The 19,818-nt window shown below is 63.5% G+C and carries 19 protein-coding genes; 11 read left to right on the top strand and 8 right to left on the bottom strand.

The features are described from left to right. Positions 1 to 8 precede the first annotated feature (8 nt). Entirely contained in the window at positions 9 to 194 is a 186-nt protein-coding gene (locus FNV92_RS19645; protein ID WP_143844952.1) for a hypothetical protein, read from the bottom strand. Positions 195 to 349: 155 nt separating this feature from the next. Here FNV92_RS19645 and FNV92_RS19640 point away from each other — a divergent pair, with 155 nt between their 5' ends. Beyond that, positions 350 to 481 carry a hypothetical protein gene (locus tag FNV92_RS19640; protein ID WP_283812494.1) on the top strand — a complete coding sequence of 44 codons (132 nt, stop codon included), beginning with the start codon at positions 350 to 352 and terminating at the stop codon, positions 479 to 481. A gap of 29 nt (positions 482 to 510) precedes the next feature. Here FNV92_RS19640 and FNV92_RS19635 read toward each other — a convergent pair whose 3' ends face one another. Continuing rightward, complete coding sequence (locus FNV92_RS19635; RefSeq protein WP_143844953.1) at positions 511 to 1,293, bottom strand: outer membrane protein; 783 nt, start codon at positions 1,291 to 1,293, stop codon at positions 511 to 513. A gap of 409 nt (positions 1,294 to 1,702) precedes the next feature. Then, positions 1,703 to 3,748 (bottom strand): DNA topoisomerase IV subunit B, encoded by a 2,046-nt coding sequence (parE, locus tag FNV92_RS19630; RefSeq protein WP_143844955.1) that lies wholly within the window; start codon positions 3,746 to 3,748, stop codon positions 1,703 to 1,705. Between the two features lie 271 nt (positions 3,749 to 4,019). Here parE and FNV92_RS19625 point away from each other — a divergent pair, with 271 nt between their 5' ends. The 5 genes from FNV92_RS19625 to FNV92_RS19605 all read left to right on the top strand — a co-directional run bounded on the left by FNV92_RS19625 (position 4,020) and on the right by FNV92_RS19605 (position 8,173). Further along, the gene (locus tag FNV92_RS19625) at positions 4,020 to 4,550 is read left to right on the top strand and encodes a DedA family protein (protein ID WP_143844957.1); all 531 of its coding nucleotides are present in this window, start codon (positions 4,020 to 4,022) and stop codon (positions 4,548 to 4,550) included. Between the two features lie 225 nt (positions 4,551 to 4,775). After that, positions 4,776 to 5,444: an FMN-binding negative transcriptional regulator gene (locus tag FNV92_RS19620; RefSeq protein WP_143844959.1), complete on the top strand. Its 669-nt coding sequence runs from the start codon at positions 4,776 to 4,778 to the stop codon at positions 5,442 to 5,444. Next, the gene (argC, locus tag FNV92_RS19615; RefSeq protein ID WP_143844961.1) at positions 5,441 to 6,424 is read left to right on the top strand and encodes an N-acetyl-gamma-glutamyl-phosphate reductase; all 984 of its coding nucleotides are present in this window, start codon (positions 5,441 to 5,443) and stop codon (positions 6,422 to 6,424) included. Before FNV92_RS19620 ends, argC (FNV92_RS19615) begins: the two co-directional genes overlap by 4 nt. 100 nt (positions 6,425 to 6,524) lie before the next feature. Further along, positions 6,525 to 7,571 carry an N-acetyl-gamma-glutamyl-phosphate reductase gene (gene argC, locus FNV92_RS19610; protein ID WP_143844963.1) on the top strand — a complete coding sequence of 349 codons (1,047 nt, stop codon included), beginning with the start codon at positions 6,525 to 6,527 and terminating at the stop codon, positions 7,569 to 7,571. A 14-nt stretch (positions 7,572 to 7,585) separates the two neighbouring features. Further along, positions 7,586 to 8,173 carry a class I SAM-dependent methyltransferase gene (locus FNV92_RS19605; RefSeq protein WP_143844964.1) on the top strand — a complete coding sequence of 196 codons (588 nt, stop codon included), beginning with the start codon at positions 7,586 to 7,588 and terminating at the stop codon, positions 8,171 to 8,173. 3 nt (positions 8,174 to 8,176) lie between these two features. Here the strand turns inward: FNV92_RS19605 and FNV92_RS19600 are convergent, their stop codons facing one another. Both FNV92_RS19600 and FNV92_RS19595 read right to left on the bottom strand, forming a co-directional pair. Next, complete coding sequence (locus FNV92_RS19600; protein WP_143844966.1) at positions 8,177 to 8,575, bottom strand: MAPEG family protein; 399 nt, start codon at positions 8,573 to 8,575, stop codon at positions 8,177 to 8,179. A gap of 85 nt (positions 8,576 to 8,660) precedes the next feature. Next, complete coding sequence (locus FNV92_RS19595) at positions 8,661 to 10,469, bottom strand: PHA/PHB synthase family protein (protein ID WP_015686404.1); 1,809 nt, start codon at positions 10,467 to 10,469, stop codon at positions 8,661 to 8,663. Between the two features lie 255 nt (positions 10,470 to 10,724). On the opposite strand from FNV92_RS19595, the gene FNV92_RS19590 reads away from it, so the two are divergent. From FNV92_RS19590 to glpX, 4 genes are all read left to right on the top strand, one after another. Continuing rightward, the gene (locus tag FNV92_RS19590; RefSeq protein WP_015686403.1) at positions 10,725 to 11,000 is read left to right on the top strand and encodes a hypothetical protein; all 276 of its coding nucleotides are present in this window, start codon (positions 10,725 to 10,727) and stop codon (positions 10,998 to 11,000) included. Positions 11,001 to 11,215: 215 nt separating this feature from the next. Then, entirely contained in the window at positions 11,216 to 12,436 is a 1,221-nt protein-coding gene (locus FNV92_RS19585; protein WP_015686402.1) for an LL-diaminopimelate aminotransferase, read from the top strand. Positions 12,437 to 12,465: 29 nt separating this feature from the next. Continuing rightward, the gene (locus FNV92_RS19580) at positions 12,466 to 13,782 is read left to right on the top strand and encodes a homoserine dehydrogenase (RefSeq protein ID WP_143844967.1); all 1,317 of its coding nucleotides are present in this window, start codon (positions 12,466 to 12,468) and stop codon (positions 13,780 to 13,782) included. 86 nt (positions 13,783 to 13,868) lie between these two features. Further along, a complete protein-coding gene (gene glpX, locus FNV92_RS19575; RefSeq protein WP_015686400.1) occupies positions 13,869 to 14,870 on the top strand; it encodes a class II fructose-bisphosphatase in 1,002 nt (333 codons plus the stop codon). Positions 14,871 to 14,968: 98 nt separating this feature from the next. Here glpX and FNV92_RS19570 read toward each other — a convergent pair whose 3' ends face one another. Continuing rightward, positions 14,969 to 16,201 carry a hypothetical protein gene (locus tag FNV92_RS19570; RefSeq protein WP_143844969.1) on the bottom strand — a complete coding sequence of 411 codons (1,233 nt, stop codon included), beginning with the start codon at positions 16,199 to 16,201 and terminating at the stop codon, positions 14,969 to 14,971. 125 nt (positions 16,202 to 16,326) lie between these two features. On the opposite strand from FNV92_RS19570, the gene FNV92_RS19565 reads away from it, so the two are divergent. Next, positions 16,327 to 17,055 (top strand): haloacid dehalogenase type II, encoded by a 729-nt coding sequence (locus FNV92_RS19565; protein WP_143844971.1) that lies wholly within the window; start codon positions 16,327 to 16,329, stop codon positions 17,053 to 17,055. A gap of 31 nt (positions 17,056 to 17,086) precedes the next feature. Here the strand turns inward: FNV92_RS19565 and FNV92_RS19560 are convergent, their stop codons facing one another. Both FNV92_RS19560 and FNV92_RS19555 read right to left on the bottom strand, forming a co-directional pair. Then, entirely contained in the window at positions 17,087 to 17,986 is a 900-nt protein-coding gene (locus FNV92_RS19560) for a hypothetical protein (protein WP_143844973.1), read from the bottom strand. A gap of 3 nt (positions 17,987 to 17,989) precedes the next feature. Next, positions 17,990 to 19,810, bottom strand: a complete 1,821-nt coding sequence (locus tag FNV92_RS19555) for a peroxidase family protein (RefSeq protein WP_143844975.1) — start codon at positions 19,808 to 19,810, stop codon at positions 17,990 to 17,992. Positions 19,811 to 19,818: the final 8 nt, after the last annotated feature.

Below are 19,818 nucleotides of genomic sequence, written 5' to 3'. Positions count from 1 at the left end.
GGTTTCTTCTATTGGTTGCTTTGCCAGATCAGGACCAGCCCAAAACCCGCCATGGCTGCGCCATAGCCGGCCCACTGCAGCTCGTTGACCATGAAGCTCGATCGCGGCCAGGCGATGGTGCCCGTGCCCTGTCCGATCCAGAGCAGCCCGACGGCGAGGGCAAACAAGCCTGCTACAAGCAGAAATTTGCGCATGCGATCCTCCCCACTGGTCTGGTTCTGTCGCGGCCCACGGCATGAACGATCGCCATGGGGCCTGCGATCACTTGGAGGGCACAGTAGCCGTAGCTTCGGTTGGGATACAATGGCGCCGCCGGCACAATGCGTCTGCTGTTGCGAGAAGCGCTGCCATGATCAATCGCGCGGTGGCGCTCAGCGTGGGGCGCGTGCAGCAGGGTGAGGGCGTCCGTCAGGCGACGACGGCTCACAACGAAAAAGCCCCGGACGATGCCGGGGCTTTGACGTCTGAACTTGTGTTCTGATCAGTCTTGGTCAGCTCAGTACTTGAAAATCAGTACTTGGCGACGACCGGACCGGTCCAGTTGAAGCGGTAGACCAGCGAGGTCGAGATGGTCTGGTTCCAGCTGTTGGCGCGGATGCTGTTGCCGGTCGGCAGGTTGGTGCCGTCGATCAGTTCATCCTGCGTCTTGGCGTTGTAGAAGGCCGAACGATACTCGGTCTTCATGAACCAGCCGGGCGACTGGATGCCGAAGATGTTCAGGTTGTTCTCGACGCCACCGCCGATGAACCAGCCGTTGCGGTTGTAGCTGTTGAGGTGGGCACCAGCGGGAGCGCCGGCCAGCGTCTGGAAGTTGGTCTGGCCGAAGTGAGCGCCGGAGTAACCGCCGTTGACGTAGGAGAGGACGTTCGGAGCAACCAGCCAGCCGAGGCGGACACCAGCGGCCCAGGAGTCTTCCAGCTTCTGCGAGCCAGTGATGCCGAAGATCGGATCCTGGATCGTGGCGCGAATGCTGCCGAACTGACCGTCGGCGAACACGCCGGCGACCCAGGTGCCGCTGAACTGCCAATCGTAGCCGAGACCAACGGTGCCGAACCAGCCCGAACCGCCCTGGCGCTGATCGATCGTCAGCGGGGTGCCGGTGAGGGTGTCACGAACGTGCTGGTCGGCATTCGAAAGGCCACCGCCGGCGCCACCGAAGATGTAGAAGCCGGTCCAGTTGGCAACCGGAGCTGCCATCGGGGCCTTCACGTAGGGGCGAGCAGCAAGGTCAGCGGCCGAGGCCGAACCAGTCATTGCCGCAACCGCGGTCAGAGCCAGCAAAATCTTCTTCATGATAAATCCCCAACCTTGGTCTGTAGCAGGCGCGAGCGCACTGAAGTTCGTGTCATCTGATGCCCCAACTATAGACGGTTCTCGCCGAAATGCTGTTGCAGGTCAGGCACACTTGGCTGAAAACGCCAGCCGGTACGGTCTTTGGGGCTCATCGCCTGATTTTAAGAAAAGTGAGTTATTATAACACGTTACGACGGCATCTAAGGTGTCGGCTTCGGTAAGATTTCGTTAGGAAAGTCGCCTTTGTCCAAAGTGGAGGTAATTTTGCTTCGGCCTTGACGGCCTGAGTCGTTGGCCGAGTCGCGAATCGAGCATGCTGATGGCCCGGCCGGCCGCGTCCGTAGCGCACGGGAAAACGAAAAGGCCCCGGCGAATACCGGGGCCTTTTACGCGTCGGCAGATCGCCGCATCAGACGTCAAGCAGGTCATCATTGGCGAATTCGGCCTTGTCCGTGATGAAGGCGAAGCGGGCCTCGGCCTTGGTGCCCATCAGGCGCTCCACTGAATCCGCGGTGGTGTCGCGGTCGTCGGCGAGCAGGACCACCTTCAGCATGGTCCGCTTGGCCGGATCCATGGTGGTTTCCTTCAATTGCGCCGGCATCATCTCGCCGAGGCCTTTGAACCGGTTCACCTCGACCTTGGCGTTGGCGTTGAACGCGCTCTTGATCAGCTCTTCCTTGTGCTTGTCGTCGCGGGCGTAGACCGACTTGGTGCCGTGCGTGAGCTTGTAGAGCGGCGGCACCGCGAGGAAGAGGTGGCCCTCGTCGATCAGTCGCGGCATCTGCCGGTAGAAGAAGGTGATCAGCAGCGAGGCGATGTGGGCGCCGTCGACGTCGGCGTCGGTCATGATGATGATGCGCTGGTAGCGCAGATCCTCTTCGCGATACTGCGCGAGCTGGCCGCAGCCGATGGCCTGCACGAGGTCGGACAGCTGGGCGTTCGCCGTCAGCTTGTCCTTGCCGGCGGAGGCGACGTTGAGGATCTTGCCGCGCAGCGGCAGCACGGCTTGCGTCTTGCGATCACGGGCTTGCTTGGCGCTGCCGCCTGCCGAGTCACCCTCGACGATGAAGAGCTCGGACCCGTCGGTGCCGGCATCGGTGCAGTCGGCGAGCTTGCCAGGCAACCGCAGCTTCTTGCCGGCGGTCTTGCGCGCGGTCTCCTTTTCCTGGCGGCGGCGCAGCCGGTCCTCGGCGCGGTCGATCACGAAGTCGAGCAGCCTGTTGGCCATGTTCGGATTGCCCGACAGCCAATGGTCGAACGGATCCTTCATCGCCTGTTCGACGATGCGCTGCGCTTCGGCAGTGGCGAGACGATCCTTGGTCTGGCCCTGGAATTCAGGCTCGCGCACAAACACCGAGAGCATCACGGCGGCACCGACCATCACGTCTTCGGACGTGATGGACGAGGCGCGCTTGCCCTGGCCGACGCGCTCGGCGTGATCCTTCAGGCCGCGCAACAGCGCGCTGCGCAGGCCCGATTCATGCGTGCCGCCATCGGGCGTCGGCACGGTGTTGGTGTAGGAGGATAGAAACCCGTCGGCATCCGCGGTCCAGGCCACAGCCCATTCGCAGGCGCCATGTGCGCCGTTGCGACCCGATTTGCCGGAGAAGATATCCGGATGAACCAAGGTGTCGGCGTGGATGGCGGCGGCGAGATAATCCTTGAGGCCGCCGGGGAAGTGGAACGTGGCTTCCGCCGGAACGTCCTCGACGCCCTTGAGCAGCTCGGGCGCACAGTTCCAGCGAATCTCGACGCCGCCAAACAGGTAAGCCTTCGAGCGCGTCATCTTGAACAGGCGCTGCGGCTTGAACGCGGCCTTGGCGCCAAAGATCTCGGTGTCAGGCTTGAAGCGCACGCGCGTGCCGCGGCGGTTGTTGACCTTGCCGAGATCCTCGAGTTTGCCCTTGGGGTGGCCGCGTTCGAACGTCATGCGGTAGAGCTTCTGGCTACGCGCGACCTCGACCTCGAGCAACGAGGAGAGGGCGTTCACCACGGAGATGCCGACGCCGTGCAGGCCGCCGGAGGTCTCGTAGACCTTGCTGTCGAACTTGCCGCCCGAATGCAGCGTGCACATGATGACTTCGAGCGCCGACTTCTTGGGGAATTTCGGATGAGGATCGATCGGGATACCGCGGCCGTTGTCGGTCACGGTCAGGAATCCGTCAGCGCTCAGCTCGACGCCGATGAAGGTCGCATGCCCCGCCAGCGCCTCGTCCATCGAGTTGTCGATCACTTCGGCGAAGAGGTGATGCAGCGCCTTCTCGTCGGTGCCGCCGATATACATGCCGGGCCGGCGCCGCACCGGTTCCAGGCCTTCGAGCACCTCGATGTCGGCCGCTGTGTAGTCGGCTTCCGCGCCGCTCGCGCGTGAAGCGCCCCTGGCGGGCGCCTTGGCCTTCGGCTCGTCGCCGCCGAAGAAATCGTCTTTTGCTTTAGGCTTCAATTGCTTGGACATGTATTCTGATGTGCTTTGAAGGCCGCGCAGGCGGCGAATCGGTTCGGCCGACTATGGCACGGCTGGCCCGGAAAGGTCACCGCAGCTCGGCCGGGCGGGTCTGGTTGGGGAGCAATGCCGGCGATTTTACGCCGGAGGCCCAGCACTTCCCGGCAATTTGACACCTCGGGCCGGTCCGGGCCGGTCTTTGTGACTTGATGTCACACAAGCCCTTGGCTTACCAGTCTTTTTATCTGACGGGACTGTGACGGGGCGGGGAAGGCGATCTGGAATGGAGCAGTTTGCGCACGCGCTGGCCGACTTCGTGCGTGCTCACCAGGCTTGGGCGGCTCCGGTCGTGTTCCTGCTGGCGTTCGGGGAGTCACTGGCGTTCATCTCGCTGCTGATCCCGGCCTGGGGGGCTCTGGTCGCCATCGGCGCGCTGATCGGCGCCAGCGGCATCAGCTTCTACCCCGTCTGGATTGCCGGCGGGCTTGGCGCCGCGCTGGGCGACTGGGTCTCCTACTGGTTCGGCTATCGCTACAAGGAGAAGGTTGCGCAGATGTGGCCGCTCTCGCGCTATCCGGAAATCCTGCCGAGGGGCGAGGCCTTCGTGCGCAGCTGGGGCGTGCCCAGTATCTTCATCGGCCGATTCTTCGGCCCGTTGCGCGCCTCGGTGCCGCTGGCGGCCGGCATTTTCGAGATGCCCTATTGGAGCTTCCAGGCGGCCAATTTCATCTCGGCCCTGATCTGGTCGGCGGCGCTGCTGCTGTTCGGCGACGTCATCGCGAAGGTCATGGAATGGATCTGGCGGGTGATCTGACGCCTTGAACCTTGACGGGAACCGAGACTGGCCGTATAGCCGCGCGCCATGATCAACGCCGCGACCATTCTGTTCGCCCGTCGCCGCCGCCGCTCTTTAGCGGTTTGGGCGGTCGATCGCGTTTGAGATCATCGTCTTTGCCGCTGGACCCGATCCGCGGCATTCTCTCTCCTGTCAGCGCGATCTGATCCGGCGGCCCCCCAAGGAGCCCAGCAGGAGACCACGATGTACACGCCACCCTTTTTCAAGCCGGACCGCGCCGCGAGCCTGAAATTCGCCGAGGAGCGCGGCTTCGGCACCATGTGCGCCTTTGACGGCCACAAGCCCATCGCCTCGCCGCTGCCGTTCTACCTGACCTATGCCGATGACGGCACGCCGCAGGCCGCCTTTCATGTCGCCCGTCACAATCCGCTGCTAAAGCTTGCGGACGGGACGACGTCCTGGCTGCTCGCGGTCAATGGCCCCGATGCCTATGTGTCGCCCGACTGGTACGTCTCGCCGGATCAGGTGCCGACCTGGCTGTACCAGTCGGTCCATCTGACCGGGCCGGTGAAGCTGTTGTCGGACGATGAGCTGGCGACGCAGATCGACACGCTCAGCGACAAGTTCGAGAGCTGGCTCTTGCCGAAGAAGCCGTGGACGTCGGGCAAGATGACAGCCGGACGTCTCGAGGCGCTGAAGAAGGGGATCGTGGGCTTGGTGATGACGGTTGAAGAGGTCGAAGGCAGCTTCAAGCTCAACCAGCACAAGTCTGATGCTGACTACACCGCGATCGCCAACGCGCTCGGTGCGCAGCCTGCCGCCGACGCCAGAGAGATCGCGCAATTGATGCAGGACGTGAGGCCGGAGGCCTTCGCGGACGAGACCAACAAGCTCGAAAGGAGCGTGCCATGAGCGTTGCTGAGACCACGAAAGCCCCGACCGCCGGCACGGCGAAGAAGCCCGCCACCGTCTTCGTCGATGGCGGCTCCGGCACCACCGGCCTCGGCATCAACGAGCGGCTGAAGCTGCAGGGTGACGTCGCTGTGAAGACGATTCCCGACGACAAGCGCAAGGATCCCGCGGCCAAGAAGGCGCTGATGGAGGAGGTGGATCTCGTCATCCTCTGCCTGCCGGACGACGCCGCCAAGGAAACGGTCGCGCTGATCGACAGCATGGGCACCTCCGGCCCGAAGGTGTTGGACGCCTCGACCGCCTACCGGGTCGCGCCCGACTGGGCTTACGGCTTTCCCGAGTTGACCCCGGACCAGGCCGGCAAGATCAAGGCCGCGAAAAAGGTTTCCAATCCCGGCTGTTATCCGACCGGCGCGATCGCATTGCTGCGGCCGATCGTCGATGCCGGCCTGCTGCAATCAGACTATCCCGTCACCGTCAATGCGGTGAGCGGCTATTCCGGCGGCGGCAAGTCCATGATCGCAAGCTTTGAAGACGGCAGCGCGCCGTCCTTCGAACTCTACGGCCTCGGCTTCGAGCACAAGCATCTGCCGGAGATGCAGCTCTATTCGAACCTGACGCAGCGGCCGATCTTCGTCCCGTCGGTCGGCAACTACCGGCAGGGCATGCTGGTCTCGATCCCGCTCCAGCTCGACACGCTGCCGGGCAAGCCGACAGGCGCGGACCTGCAAGCCGCGCTGGCCAAGCGTTACGCCGGCTCGACATACGTCTCGGCGATGCCGCTCCAGAACGACGCAACCAAAGGCGGCCGGATCGAGCCGGAGGCGCTGAACGACACCAATCAGCTCGAGCTCTACGTTTTCGCCAGCGACAAGCACCACCAGGCCGTGCTGGTCGCCCGGCTCGACAATCTCGGCAAGGGCGCCTCGGGCGCGGCCGTGCAGAACATGCGGCTGATGCTCGGCCTTGCCGACCAGTAGCCGATCAAGCGTCGCGCGCACGGCCAATCCGTTGGACGAGGCGACGCAGCAACTTTTGACCCCGGCAAGACCATCAAATGACGCCTGAAAGGTACGCGTGATGAGCTCGAAGAAGATCGGCATTCTCGGCGCCTCCGGTTACACCGGCGCCGATGCGGTGCGCCTGTTGGCGCGGCACCCGAATGCCGAGATCATCGCACTCACCGCCAACACCCACGCCGGCAAGTCGATGGGCGAGGTGTTTCCGCATTTCTTCATGCTGGACCTGCCGAAACTCGTGGAATGGGAAAAGGTCGACTGGAGCAAGCTCGATGCGGTGTTCTGCGGGCTGCCGCACGGCACCACGCAGGAGATCATCGCCTCGGTCCTCAAGGCAAATCCCAAGATCAAGGTCCTCGACATGTCCGCCGATTTCAGGCTGCGGGACAAGAACACCTACGCCCAATGGTATGGCCACGAGCACCGGGCGCTCGAATTGCAGGACGAAGCGGTCTATGGCCTGACCGAATTCTATCGCGAGAAGATCATTTCGGCGCGGCTGGTCGCCTGTCCCGGCTGCTATCCCACGGCGGCGCTGCTCGCGCTGGTGCCGCTCGCGAAGGCCAAACTGATCGATATCGACGACATCATCATCGACGCGAAATCGGGCGTCACCGGCGCCGGCCGCGGGCTGAAGCAGAACACGTTGTTCAGCGAGGCGGGCGAGGGGCTGTCGCCCTATTCGGTCGGCACCCACCGGCACGCGCCCGAGATCGAGCAGGAGATCGGCGTCGCCGCCGGTTCCGCGGTGACGATCAACTTCACGCCGCATCTGATTCCGATGGCGCGCGGCGAACTGTGCACGTCCTACGTCAAGCTCAACGGCGCGACGCCGGACGATCTGCGAACCGCGTTGGAACAGGCTTATGCCAACGAGCCCTTCGTGCATGTCGCCAGCAAGGGCGTGCTGCCGCAGACCCAGAATGTGCGCGGCTCCAACTATGTGCAGATCGGCGTCGTCGCCGATCGTATCAAGAACCGGGCGATCGTGATTTCCACGCTCGACAATCTGGTGAAGGGCTCGGCCGGGCAGGCGATCCAGAACATGAACCTGATGTTCGGGCTTGCCGAGACGGCGGGGCTGGAGCAGATCGCGCTGTTTCCATGACACGAGGTACTGCGGTGGACGAAGCGACCCTGCAATTCTATCGGAGCAACGCCCAGTCCTACGCGGATTGGGCGAAGGCGCCCTCGACGCGGCTGCGTGGCTTTCTGGCCCTGCTGCCGCCAGGCGGCGCGATCCTCGAACTCGGCTGCGGGGCCGGCAATCATTCCGCGGTGATGCTGGCCGAAGGGTTTTCGGTGCGTGCGACCGATGGCTCGCCCGAAATGGCGGAGATCGCGTCACAGCGGCTCGGTCATCCGGTCGAGGCGATGCGGTTCGACCAGCTTGAGGCGCACGAGGCCTACGACGGCGTCTGGGCAAGCGCCTGTCTGCTGCATGTGCCGCGCGACGAACTCGCCGGTATCCTCGGGCGAATTCATCGCGCGCTGAAACCATCAGGCGTGTTCTATGCGAGCTACAAGATGGGCGAGAGCGACGGCCGCGACAGCCTCGGGCGCTACTACAGCTACGTCTCGCCCGAATGGCTAGATGCGACCTATGCCAGCGCGGGGCCGTGGATCACGCTGTCGTCCGAGACCTCAGTGATCCAGAGCTTCGACCAGACGCCAGCCAACATGCTGAATGTCGTCGTTCGCAAAGCCTGATCGCTAGAACACCTTGAAGATCGCCAGTGCCAGCACCGCCTGGGCGAGGAAGCCGACGGTGAAAGCCAGCGTCCGGAACACCGGAATCCCGAGCGCGTAGACGATCAGATGCGCCACGCGTGACCAGAAATAGACGGCGCAGGCGAGCACGGTCCATTTCGTGGAATAGTCGATCGCGTTCAGGATCAGGACCAGCGGCGCGAACAGCACGAGGTTCTCGACCGCGTTGTCGTGCGCGAACATCAGGCGGTTGGCCCACTCCGACTGCGGCTTGTCGCCACGCGAGGGATTGGCCATCGCGCCACTCAGCCCCCGAATCTGGCAGCGGTTGATGGTGTAGGGAATCCAGAGGATTCCAGTCAGGATCACCGTCAATGTCAGCCAGAACAATTCACGCGTCATAGTCCGGTCCCCTCTGTCGTCGCCGTGCTGAAAGTGAGCTTATACGTAAGCGCGCAAGATTGCGCCATGCGCAAGGAAGTTTCCGCTACGCGCGAACCCTGACATAGCTGCCGGGTGCGTCCTCGATCGGAGGCAGCGCGTCGCTGCCGACGCTGCGCGCCGGAACTTCCTCGGGATCGAGTTCGCCCAGCCATTGCCGCCAGTCCGGCCACCACGATCCCTTGTGCTCCACCGCGCCCTTCATCCACTCGGCGACGGTGACGTCCTTGATGTTGTCGTTGGTCCAGTACTGGTATTTGTTCGAGGCCGGCGGGTTGACGACGCCGGCGATGTGGCCCGAACCCGACAGCACATATTTCACCGGGCCGCCGAAGAACTGTGAACCGTACAGCACGGACTCGGCCGGCGCGATGTGGTCCTCGCGGGTGGCGAGGTTGTAGACGGGAACCTTGACCTTGGAGAGATCGAGCAGGGTGTTGTCGAGCACCATCGTGCCGGTCGACAGCCGGTTCTCCAGATAGCAGTTGCGCAGGTAATAGGAATGGTTCGACGCGGTCATGCGCGTCGCATCCGAATTCCAGTGCAGCAGGTCGAACGCGCTCGGCTGCTTGCCCTTCAGATAGTTGCTGACGACGTAGGACCAGATCAGGTCGTTGGAGCGCAGCATGTTGAAGGCCATCGCCATCTTCGAGCCTTCGAGCACGCCGGCCGCCTTCATGTCCTGCTCGAGGGACGCGATCTGCTCCTCGTCGACGAACACGAGGAGGTCGCCGGCATGGGTGAAGTCGACCTGGGCTGCAAAGAACGTCGCGGACGACACGCGCTGGCGACGCTTCTCGGCGAGCCAGGCCAGCGTGGTCGCGAGCATGGTGCCGCCGACGCAATAGCCGGCGGTGTGCACCTTCATCTCGCCGGTGATCTTCTCGATCACGTCCATCGCCGCGAGCGGGCCCTCCTTCATGTAGTCTTCCCAGCTCTTGTTGCCGAGCCGTTTGTCGGGATTGACCCATGAGATCACGAACACGGTGATGCCCTGGTCGACGCACCACTTGATGTAGGATTTCTCCGGCTTGAGATCGAGGATGTAGAACTTGTTGATCCAGGGCGGCACGATCAGCAGCGGCGTGCGCAGCACGGTCTCCGTGGCCGGAGAGTACTGGATCAGCTGCATCATCTCGTTCTGGTAGATCACCTTGCCCGGCGTCGTCGCCATGTTGACGCCGACGACCAGATTGTCCGGATCGGACTGGCGGATCTTCAGCATGCCCTTGCCGGCGGCGATATCCTCGGCCAGCATCTTCAGGCCGCGTGCGAGGTTCTCGCCGCTGCTCGCCACGGTCTCGCGCAGCACTTCCGGATTGGTCAGCACGAAGTTGGACGGCGACAGCGCGTTGGTGAGCTGCTGCATGTAGAACTCCGCCTTGCGGCGGGTCTGCGGATCGAGCCCATCGGCGTCGCGCACCAGTTCCTGCGCCCATTTGGTCGTGAGCAGATAGAGCTGCATCACGAAATCGAAGAACTGGTTCGACTTCCATTCCGGGTCGGCAAAGCGCTTGTCGCGCGGCGAGGGGGCGATCGCGGGTGGGGCGTCCTGACCGGCCATGCGGCGGGCCGCCGAGCCCCAGAGGTCGAGATAGTCCTTGGCGAGTTTGGTCTGCAGATCGGACGAGCGCGAGGTATCCGACAGCCAGTATTCGGCGACCGACGTGAAGGTCTTCACGACCTCGGTGAGCTCGGCCGGCGGACGATCCTGCACCTCGCCGCTCTCGCGCGGCTTGAGGTAAGCGGCAAGCGCCTTGCCGCCGCTCTCCATCGCCCGCGCGACATTCATCGCGAAGGCTTCCGCATCGAACTTCGTCTCGGATTTGGGCGTGTCGGTCGTGGCGGTGCTCATGGGCAGAACAGTAACGATTCATTCCGTATTCGTCACCGCGAAGCTCGCATGTTTGACGTTAAACACGCTCCAAGATGTGCTGCACTGCGACAAAGCCTCATGCTTTTGTCACAATCGAGGTGCACTTCTCTCGGCAGTGGGCCTTGGACGTTTTCTCGCTCGTACCATTTGTGGGCAGCAATGGTTTGAGCTTGGGCAGGTTGGTGGGTTAAGCTCCCGGCAGCCTTGCATTGGGACGAGTAGGGGATTTCCCAGGTGTTGGCGTTGAGGGACCTGCAAAGGAAGCTGCCGATTGGCGGCGCGCTGCTGCTGATGGCGTTTGCCCTGGGCGGCTGCTCGAGCCAGCTCGCGGACATGACCCCCGCGGATGCGCAAGCCCATCCCCGAGAGCCCAGCAGCTACCTCCCGGTCCATGATCTGCCGCCGGATCGTGATCAGGCGGTCATCCCGCCGGACCAGCGCGCCAAGATCGAGGCAGAGCTTGCAGCTGCACGCGACCGCCAGGCCGTCGCTGCCAAAGACGCCAAATGAGGCAGCGCAAGGTAATCGCTGGCGCCCCCGCCGCGCCGTGCTAAAAAGACTTCAAATCAGCCGAGAGTCAGGGCGAAGGTGTTCAGCCCTTGTCGCCGAAAATCACTCCAAGTATTTGATCTTGAGTGAGTTTTGCGCGAGGAGCAGTAGCCTTTCCGATCCGCCTCATTGCCTGTCGATTCTGTCTTGACCGGTTGCCCGGAGCCCAGAGAGCCATGGAAGAATTTTACCGCATCCGCCGCCTTCCGCCTTACGTGTTCGAGCAGGTCAACCGGGCCAAGGCGGCCGCGCGGAATGCAGGCGCCGATATCATCGACCTCGGCATGGGCAATCCGGATCTGCCGGCCCCGCCACATGTGCTGGAGAAGCTCAAGGAGACGCTCGGCAAGCCGCGCACCGACCGCTACTCGGCCTCCCGCGGCATCAACGGCCTGCGCAAGGCGCAAGCCGGATACTACGACCGCCGCTTTGGCGTGAAGCTCAATCCCGACACCCAGGTGGTGGCGACACTCGGCTCGAAGGAGGGGTTTGCCAACGTGGCGCAGGCGATCACCGCGCCCGGCGATGTCATCCTGTGTCCGAACCCGAGCTACCCGATTCATGCCTTCGGCTTCCTGATGGCTGGCGGCGTCATCCGCTCGGTGCCCTCTGAGCCGACGCCGCAGTTCTTCGAGGCGGCGGAGCGGGCGATCGTGCATTCGATCCCGAAGCCGCTGGCACTGGTCGTCTGCTATCCCTCGAACCCGACCGCCTATGTTGCGAGCCTCGACTTCTACAAGGATCTCGTCGCCTTCGCGAAGAAGCACGAGATCCTGATCCTGTCCGATCTCGCTTATGCCGAGGTCTATTTCGACGAGAGCAACCCGCCGCCCTCGGTGCTCCAGGTGCCGGGCGCGATCGATGTCGCCGTCGAGTTCACCTCGATGTCGAAGACCTATTCGATGGCCGGCTGGCGCATGGGCTTTGCGGTCGGCAATGAGCGCGTGATCGCAGCTCTTGCCCGCGTCAAATCCTATCTCGACTACGGTGCCTTCACGCCGGTGCAGGTTGCCGCGACCGCCGCGCTGAACGGCCCCGACGATTGCATCAGGGAGATGCGCGACACTTACCGCAAGCGCCGCGACGCGCTGGTAGAATCGTTCGGGCGCGCCGGCTGGGAGATTCCGCCGCCGGAGGCTTCGATGTTCGCCTGGGTGCCGCTGCCGGAGGCCTTCCGCAGCGTCGGCAGCATGCAGTTCGCAACCCTTCTGGTCGAGAAATCCGGGGTCGCGGTCTCGCCCGGCGTCGGTTTCGGCGAGCATGGTGAAGGATATGTCCGCATCGCCATGGTGGAAAACGAGCAACGGATCAGGCAGGCCGCCCGCGGCGTGCGCCGCTTCCTTGAAAGCGGCATCGAAACGTTGCACAACGTGGTTCCGCTCGCCAATCGGCGTTAAGTTCTCTTCGACAGGTTTTCCAAGGCATCATGGTTGCACCCCTGAAAGTGGGCATAGCGGGGCTCGGCACCGTGGGCGCCGAAGTTGTCCGTTTGATTGAAACGCAGGCGCGCGTGCTCGCGGGCCGCAGCGGCCGCGGTATTCGCGTCGTTGCCGTCACCGCGCGCTCCAAGGCGAAGAAGCGCAGCGTCGACCTGCGCGGCGTCGAATGGGTCAAGGATCCGATGGCGCTGGCCACGCATCCCGGTATCGACTGCTTCGTCGAACTGATGGGCGGCGCCGGCGATCCCGCGCTGTCTGCGGTGGAAGCTGCGCTCAACGCCGGAAAGTCCGTCGTCACCGCCAACAAGGCGTTGCTCGCCAAGCACGGCCTGAAAATGGCGAAGGCCGCCGAAAAGCACGGCGGTGCGCTGAATTACGAGGCAGCCGTCGGCGCCGCGATCCCCGTCATCAAAACGTTACGCGAGGGTCTTGCGGGAACCGGCATCAACCGCGTCTACGGCATCCTCAACGGCACCTGCAATTACATCCTGACCCGGATGGAGCAGGAGGGCCTGTCCTTCGCCGAATGTCTCAAGGATGCGCAGCGGCTCGGCTATGCCGAGGCCAACCCATCCTTCGACGTGGACGGCCACGATACCGCGCAGAAGCTCGCGATCCTCGCCAGCCTCGCTTTCGGCACGAAAGTTGCTCAAAGCGCGGTGTATGTCGAGGGTATCTCATCCATCGCGCCGGAGGACCTGCGCGCGGCCGACGAGCTCGGTTACCGGCTCAAGCTGCTCGGCGTTGCCGTTCGCACCGCCAAGGGCATCGAGCAGCGCGTGCATCCGACCATGGTTCCCAAATCCTCCTCGATCGCGCAGGTGATGGGTGTCACCAATGCGGTCACGATCGATGGCGAGGGCATTCCGCCGATCACGCTGGTCGGGCCCGGTGCCGGCGGCGCCGCGACCGCATCGGCCGTCGTCGCCGATATCGCCGATGTCGCGCGCGGCATCCGCGCCAATCCGTTCGGCCGGCCGATCGCGCAGCTGCGCGACACCAGCAAGGCGCCGATGGAGCGGCACGAGGGCGGCTACTACATTCGCCTGCTGGCGCGTGACTTCCCGGGTACGGCGGCCGCGATCGCGACCCGGCTTGCGGAGCAGAAGATTTCGATCGAGTCGATCGTGCAGCGTCATCCCAATGGCGGCGCTGCGCCCGCCGACGGCAAGGCGGTGCCCGTGCCCGTCATCCTGATCACTTATGCCACGCATGAGGACGCCGTGCGCCGCGCGCTCGCCGCCGTGCAGAAGGACAAGGTGATCAGCGGACGGCCGCAGGTGATACGGATCGAGAAGAACTGAACCGATGCGGTTCGAACGAACCGCAGGTGTTGCGAGTTGATGCGGGCGGAGATTTCCGTCCAAAACTGTTTCGAAGGAGTTAGCCGATGTCGACCCATATTTCAGTCCCGCCGCAAGCGTTGCTCGAGCGCATCCTCACGCTGGAGATCGTGCGCGTGACGGAGCGGGCGGCGGTGTCGTCGGCGCGGTTGCGCGGACACGGCAATGAGAAGGCGGCCGACCAGGCCGCGGTGGACGCGATGCGGCGCGAGCTCAACAAGCTGCCGATCGAAGGCACCATCGTGATCGGCGAGGGCGAGCGCGACGAGGCGCCGATGCTCTTCATCGGCGAGAAGGTCGGCATGAACGCCGGCCCGCAGGTCGACATCGCGGTCGACCCGCTCGAAGGCACCACGCTGTGCGCCAAGAACATGCCGGGCTCGATCGCCACGATGGCGATGGCCGACGGCGGCACGCTGTTGCACGCGCCCGACGTCTACATGCAGAAGCTCGCGATCGGCCCCGGCTATGCCAAGGGCGTCGTCGAGCTCGACGCCACGCCGGCCGAAAACGTCCGCCGCCTCGCCAAGGCCAAGGGCGTCCAGCCTGACGGCATCACCGTGCTCGTGCTCGACCGTCCGCGCCATGCCAGCATCATCGAGAGCGTGCGCTCGACCGGTGCCGCCGTGCGCCTCATCACCGACGGCGACGTCGCCGGCGTGATCCACTGCGCCGACCCCGACAACACCGGCGTCGACATGTATCTCGGCACCGGCGGTGCACCGGAAGGCGTGCTTGCGGCCGTGGCGCTGCGCTGCATCGGCGGCCAGATGCAGTGCCGCCTGATCCTCGATTCCGGCGAGAAGATCGAGCGTGCCGCCAAGATGGGTGTCAACGATCCCAAGATGATCTACGGCATCGAGGACATGGCGCGCGGCGATTGTCTGTTCGCCGCCACCGGCGTCACCACGGGCTCGCTGCTGTCGGGTGTCAAGTTCCGCAAGGACGGCGTGATCGAGACCGAGACGGTGGTGATGCGCTCCGTCACCGGCACGGTGCGCTACATCAAGGCCGAGCACCGCGAGCTGGCGAAGTTCCATCTGGATTGAGTGCCGCGATCGTCCAGCGCGCGGTCGTACGGCTGACTCAGACGGACGGTCGCCGCGGATGGACCGCGAGTGGGCATCCAATCATTCCGTGTCGTCTGCTAGAGGTGGCGAGGCGGCGCCGGCATGAACATGAAGGCATCGCACAGGGTCAGTGCGAGCTGGACTGCCGATTGAAGCTGGCCGACTTCCGTGGCCCAAGGCAGAAGAAAAGACCTCGCGGAAGCGATGTCTCCGCTGGCGAGGGCGCGTCGCGCTCTCGTGTCCGCCTCGGCATAGGCGTCTGTTGCGAGCATTTTCGACAGCGCGCCTGACAGTCCGTCATCCAGGCTATCGAGACGGATTTCCGAAACGTAGTGATCTGGTCGCAGTTCGATTTGATTTTCAGTCTTGGTCGGATCAAAAAGCCCGACCTTGCTCAGCATGACCAGAAGCGGGTGATGTCGGGCGATAGAGGCGGGGATGATCGGGTAGGTCTTAAGCCTTCCGGCTCGATCGCGAAGAGAGGAGAACGAAACCACTGGCCCTATCCCAAATCGCGAGCTGCGGTGGAGTATTAAAAAGGCACCGACGTTCTCGTCATCGTCCTGGTACACCTTCAAGCTATCGAAGTTTTTGTCGAGGCCATTTGCAATCAAATAGGACGAAGCGTTGGCGACGCGAACGGTGACGCCGCGTTGGTCAAGCCCGTCCACCTCAAATTCGATCTCTCGTCCGATGAATGAGGATAGGCCGGTCGTGTACGCGCCAATCGTCTTTCCGCTCACGAAGTGCACGATCTCCATCCATAGAGTGTATGGGTGATCCGGAAAGGGATCGAACGCGCGCGGTGACTGCTCGAGCCACTCTTCAGGAGAGCGTCCAACCTGTCCGCCCCAGACGACGCCGAGGCAGCCAGGCAGTGCTTCGAGCACGGCGCCGACAAAGGCCGTCGTGAGGCGCGCATTCTCAGCGAACCCGAGCGCTTTGGTTTCTGCGATGTTTTCGGCAGAGCCCATCGTCGAGACGACGAGATGCGCTCGGTGGCGGCCTGCTGCGTGGAAGGCTTCGGGCCATACCCATGAGGCGCGCTGCCACATTTGCTGATCGTAGGGCATGGGTGCGGGCATCAACAGGATCGTCATGAGATGATCGTCGACGCGGATGAACATCGGACCGTCGATGTCGTTGCTTGCTGCGGCTGGGAAGCTGTCCCACCGCAGGCCGGGATGACGAACGCGCAGCGTCTCGATTAAAGCTCTCTCATTGGGGAGGCGGGCATCCTCGAGCAAGATATATGCAACGGCGACGGTCATGGCAGATGTGCTGCACTCCGGCTGGTTGATACCGGTCACCGGGCTCGTCCTGGACGTGCTTGGTGTGACCGACTAGCGCTATTGTTGCATGAAAGGGATCATGCTTTAAAGCCCTCGATCTCGACCGGAGCCAGCCGGCCGGAGGAAAATCAGCGGAGCCAAGCATGACCACGACGTCCGATCTCACCGCCGTCAAAGCCCTCGTCTTCGACGTGTTCGGCACCGTCGTGGACTGGCGCACCAGCCTGATCACCGACTTCATGTGGTGGGCGAAGGGGCGCGGCATCAGTGCGGACTGGACCGCCCTCGTCGACGGCTGGCGCGCCATGTATACGGCCTCCATGGACGACGTGCGCAAGCACCCCGAGCGTGGCTATGTTATGCTGGACGACCTGCACCGCCGCTCGCTGGACAAGCTGGTCGAGAAGTTTGCAATCAAGGGCCTCACGGACGCCGATCTCGACCACCTCACCAAGGGCTGGCACCGTCTGCATCCCTGGCCCGACAGCGTCGCCGGCCTGACCCGGCTGAAGACGAAGTTCGTGATCGCACCGCTCTCGAACGGCAACGTGGCGCTGCTCACCAACATGGCGAAGTTTGCGGGCCTTCCCTGGGACCTCATCATGTCGGCCGAGCTGTTCGAGCACTACAAGCCCGATCCCGAGACCTATCTCGGCGCCGCGCGTCTGCTGTGCCTCAAGCCGGAAGAGGTGATGATGGTCGCTGCCCACAATGGCGATCTAGGCGCCGCCCAGAAGAACGGGCTGAAGACGGCGTTCGTGGCCCGGCCGACCGAGTACGGTCCGTTGCAGAAGGTGGACTTCGAGGCCACCGGCAATTGGGACATCGTCGCCAGGGATTTTGGCGGGATTGCCGACAGGCTCGCTTGCTAGGGCGCTTGGCGGCAATCTTGCGCGGCGTTGTTCACGCACGTCTTTCCGCGCTGGTCTTGGCCGCCTCCCAGACCTTGCGGAGCAAGGTCGGGACGAGGCCGTGCGCCGGGCACTGATTCCAGGTGCCGGTGAAGAATGCGAAGCCCAGCTTGGCGGCGTCTTGCTGGTGGGCATCCTCAAGCGCCAGCAGGATCAATGTTCGTGATCGCAGCCGGAGCGTCCCTATGAAATCGCCGTCGCGCGTCTCGCGGACCACGCGTGCCGGCGCGCGCAGGGTGCGGATCGCCGCTTCCTGTGGTTCGATCTTCGCCAGATTATCGCCATGCCGTGCCAGCTCGCGCATCAGCTCGATCGACATAACGAGATTCTCCAATGCAAGCGCTGTTGCATGCGCGCAAGCCATATTGCCGCGCGAGGCCGCCTCGATCCGATCGAGCGAGGCCTTCAACGCGCCGCTGTGCTTGATCCAGCACGCGCGCAGCGGCCAGGCCGACAGCCAGGCCTGCAACGTCCGCGCTGCCTCATAGGACTCCTCGCTCGCGACATAGTCGGCGAAGAAGAGCCGGCCCACTGCTTGCTGAACGACGACGCCCATGCCGCGATGCGCATGCCCGCCGCCGACATAGTTTCCGAGCTCGGTGATCTCCGGCGCGATGTCTTGCAACAGTGGCTCGACGTTCGAAAGCCTGGATTCGAGCTTCGCCTGATGCACCGCGCGCAACGGATCGTACCGGTCACGAAACGCCGGCCAGATATCGCCATCAGCCGTGCGAAAAGCCGCGAGCTTTGCCGCGACCGAGCGATTGAATAGGCCACCGCGGCCGGACAATGGTCGGGTGACCGTCCCCGCATCATTGACGCGGAGCAGCTCGTCCGGATCGCGAACGATCGCGAGGCGGACAAGGCCCGGAATGCTGATGACGAGAGCCATGGCTCAGCCTCCCGATACGTTCCAGGGGGCAAAGCTGTTGTTGACGCCCTCGAGCGCCGGGCCGAGTTGCGGCACGTGCCGCAGCAGTACTGATTTCATTCCGTTGTTTTGGATCCAGTCGAGACCGAAGTCGGTATAGACTTCCGCCCGGTAGTCGTCGGTGAAGAAGCGGTCGCTCTTGAGACGCCGCGATGCCATCAGGATGAAGATGCGGAAGGCGGTATCGCTGAAGCCAAAACCGTCCGGCAGGTCCTCGGCCAACAGCCCGACCATCAGATCGACGCGGTCGACGTCGCCCTTGTAGATCGCGCGCATCTTCCTTGCCGCGCCGGGAATGCTGGTGATTTCCTCGAATGTCGTAACCCGCTTTTTGCCGACCAACTCGCGGAAGCGGTTGTAGCGCGGCACGCCGCGTTCGCGGTCGCGCATGATATCGATCGCGGCGACGTCGAGCAGCGGCTGGTCGTCCTTTGTGAATTTGCGAAGGAAGTTGGGGTAGTTGTGCAGGCGAATGGCGCCGGGATGAGCCGTGCCGAAAGAGTAGAGCAGGTCGACGAAGCCGTGAGTCTGCATGAACGCGCGGGAGGCTCGTCCCTGCATATCGACCAGATCGTAGGATTTCGAGTCCGTGGTATCGAGCTTCCGCACCTCCATCTTGTCCGGGACCAGCGGGTGCAGGCGGTAGACGGCGGTGAATTCCTCGGTCATCGCGTAGGGCGCGCTATGCTGGTCGGTCGAAGAGCCGATGATGCCGTAGGCGGCTTCGCTGTCCTTGCCGAGCACCGCGCGCAGCACCCGGTTCGGTATCCCCGACCAGTTGGCGTGCATGCTGAGGTCGAGCGCAGGATGGCCGAGGATGCCCGGCGTCCATTCGACGGTATGGATCTTGGCGATCAGGGCCGCGTTGATCAGGCGCGCGCGCTGGAACAGCTCCTCGTCGCCCCAGGTCGGATACCGCGTCTTCAAGCCATCGCAGATGACGTTGTGCTCGCGTGCGAAGAGATTGTGCAGCAGGCCGAGCCCGACCCACCAATTGTCGTTGAAGCCGGTGAGATCAGCTCCCTGATGATCTGGATCGGCTGGAAGCATTCCGTCGTTGCCGACCGCGATCTTGCCATCGACCCCGGAGCGAATCTGCATCTGCCTTTCGCGACTGCTGCCGTAGATCTGTCCGGCGTCCCACCAGTGCGAGTTGAGGTTGCGAAATGTCGGGGTGGCGCCGAGCCATGGTTCGCGCGTTGATGCGTCGCAAACCGTGCGACGGATCTTCATGCAGCCGTCGATCAGCTCCTCTTTAGGCCAGTCGTCGCCTGGCGGAAGTGGAATCTTGAATTCGTTGCCCGGCTTCGGCAACCCATGGCTGAACCAATTGTGCGTTTCGAACTGGATCCAGGCGGCGGCAAGCAGATTGATGCTGGTCGCGGGAATGAAGGTGTGGCGAGCCAGCAATTCCTGCGAAATCACGCGCGGGCTGGGGTCGAGCAGATCGCTGCCGCTGTCCGGCACGCATTCCGGCAGCGGAAAATTGCGTCCGAACCGGGCGCCAGCCATGCCCATGCGTGGATGATCGAGGCTGTTGAATGAGCCGTCGGCGGACCGCCAGCGCTCGTTGCCAGTGCTCCAGCCAGGCGATGTCGTCCCGTAGCCGGTATGGTGGAGATTGTGCTCCCGCAGCCGGTTGCGGAAGACCGAAAGATTTGCGGCCGCGAGCAGGGTCGGCAGGTGGTCCCATCTGGCGAAGAAGTTGATGGCCCGAAACACAATATCCAGGACACCTTGGAGCAGGCCACGATGGAAGACAAAACCATCGTTCTCTCGGGACATTGGCACTC

The organism is Bradyrhizobium cosmicum (assembly GCF_007290395.2).
GTDB lineage: Bacteria > Pseudomonadota > Alphaproteobacteria > Rhizobiales > Xanthobacteraceae > Bradyrhizobium > Bradyrhizobium cosmicum.
This window is presented reverse-complemented; position numbering and strand designations above follow the sequence as displayed.

Excerpts from the sequence above, each read along its gene's own strand:
- FNV92_RS19645 (WP_143844952.1), bottom strand. The coding sequence starts at position 194 with ATGCGCAAATTTCTGCTTGTAGCAGGCTTGTTTGCCCTCGCCGTCGGG.
- FNV92_RS19640 (WP_283812494.1), top strand. The coding sequence starts at position 350 with ATGATCAATCGCGCGGTGGCGCTCAGCGTGGGGCGCGTGCAGCAGGGT.
- FNV92_RS19635 (WP_143844953.1), bottom strand. The coding sequence starts at position 1,293 with ATGAAGAAGATTTTGCTGGCTCTGACCGCGGTTGCGGCAATGACTGGT.
- parE (WP_143844955.1), bottom strand. The coding sequence starts at position 3,748 with ATGTCCAAGCAATTGAAGCCTAAAGCAAAAGACGATTTCTTCGGCGGC.
- FNV92_RS19625 (WP_143844957.1), top strand. The coding sequence starts at position 4,020 with ATGGAGCAGTTTGCGCACGCGCTGGCCGACTTCGTGCGTGCTCACCAG.
- FNV92_RS19620 (WP_143844959.1), top strand. The coding sequence starts at position 4,776 with ATGTACACGCCACCCTTTTTCAAGCCGGACCGCGCCGCGAGCCTGAAA.
- argC (WP_143844961.1), top strand. The coding sequence starts at position 5,441 with ATGAGCGTTGCTGAGACCACGAAAGCCCCGACCGCCGGCACGGCGAAG.
- argC (WP_143844963.1), top strand. The coding sequence starts at position 6,525 with ATGAGCTCGAAGAAGATCGGCATTCTCGGCGCCTCCGGTTACACCGGC.
- FNV92_RS19600 (WP_143844966.1), bottom strand. The coding sequence starts at position 8,575 with ATGACGCGTGAATTGTTCTGGCTGACATTGACGGTGATCCTGACTGGA.
- FNV92_RS19595 (WP_015686404.1), bottom strand. The coding sequence starts at position 10,469 with ATGAGCACCGCCACGACCGACACGCCCAAATCCGAGACGAAGTTCGAT.
- FNV92_RS19585 (WP_015686402.1), top strand. The coding sequence starts at position 11,216 with ATGGAAGAATTTTACCGCATCCGCCGCCTTCCGCCTTACGTGTTCGAG.
- FNV92_RS19580 (WP_143844967.1), top strand. The coding sequence starts at position 12,466 with ATGGTTGCACCCCTGAAAGTGGGCATAGCGGGGCTCGGCACCGTGGGC.
- glpX (WP_015686400.1), top strand. The coding sequence starts at position 13,869 with ATGTCGACCCATATTTCAGTCCCGCCGCAAGCGTTGCTCGAGCGCATC.
- FNV92_RS19565 (WP_143844971.1), top strand. The coding sequence starts at position 16,327 with ATGACCACGACGTCCGATCTCACCGCCGTCAAAGCCCTCGTCTTCGAC.
- FNV92_RS19560 (WP_143844973.1), bottom strand. The coding sequence starts at position 17,986 with ATGGCTCTCGTCATCAGCATTCCGGGCCTTGTCCGCCTCGCGATCGTT.
- FNV92_RS19555 (WP_143844975.1), bottom strand. The coding sequence starts at position 19,810 with ATGTCCCGAGAGAACGATGGTTTTGTCTTCCATCGTGGCCTGCTCCAA.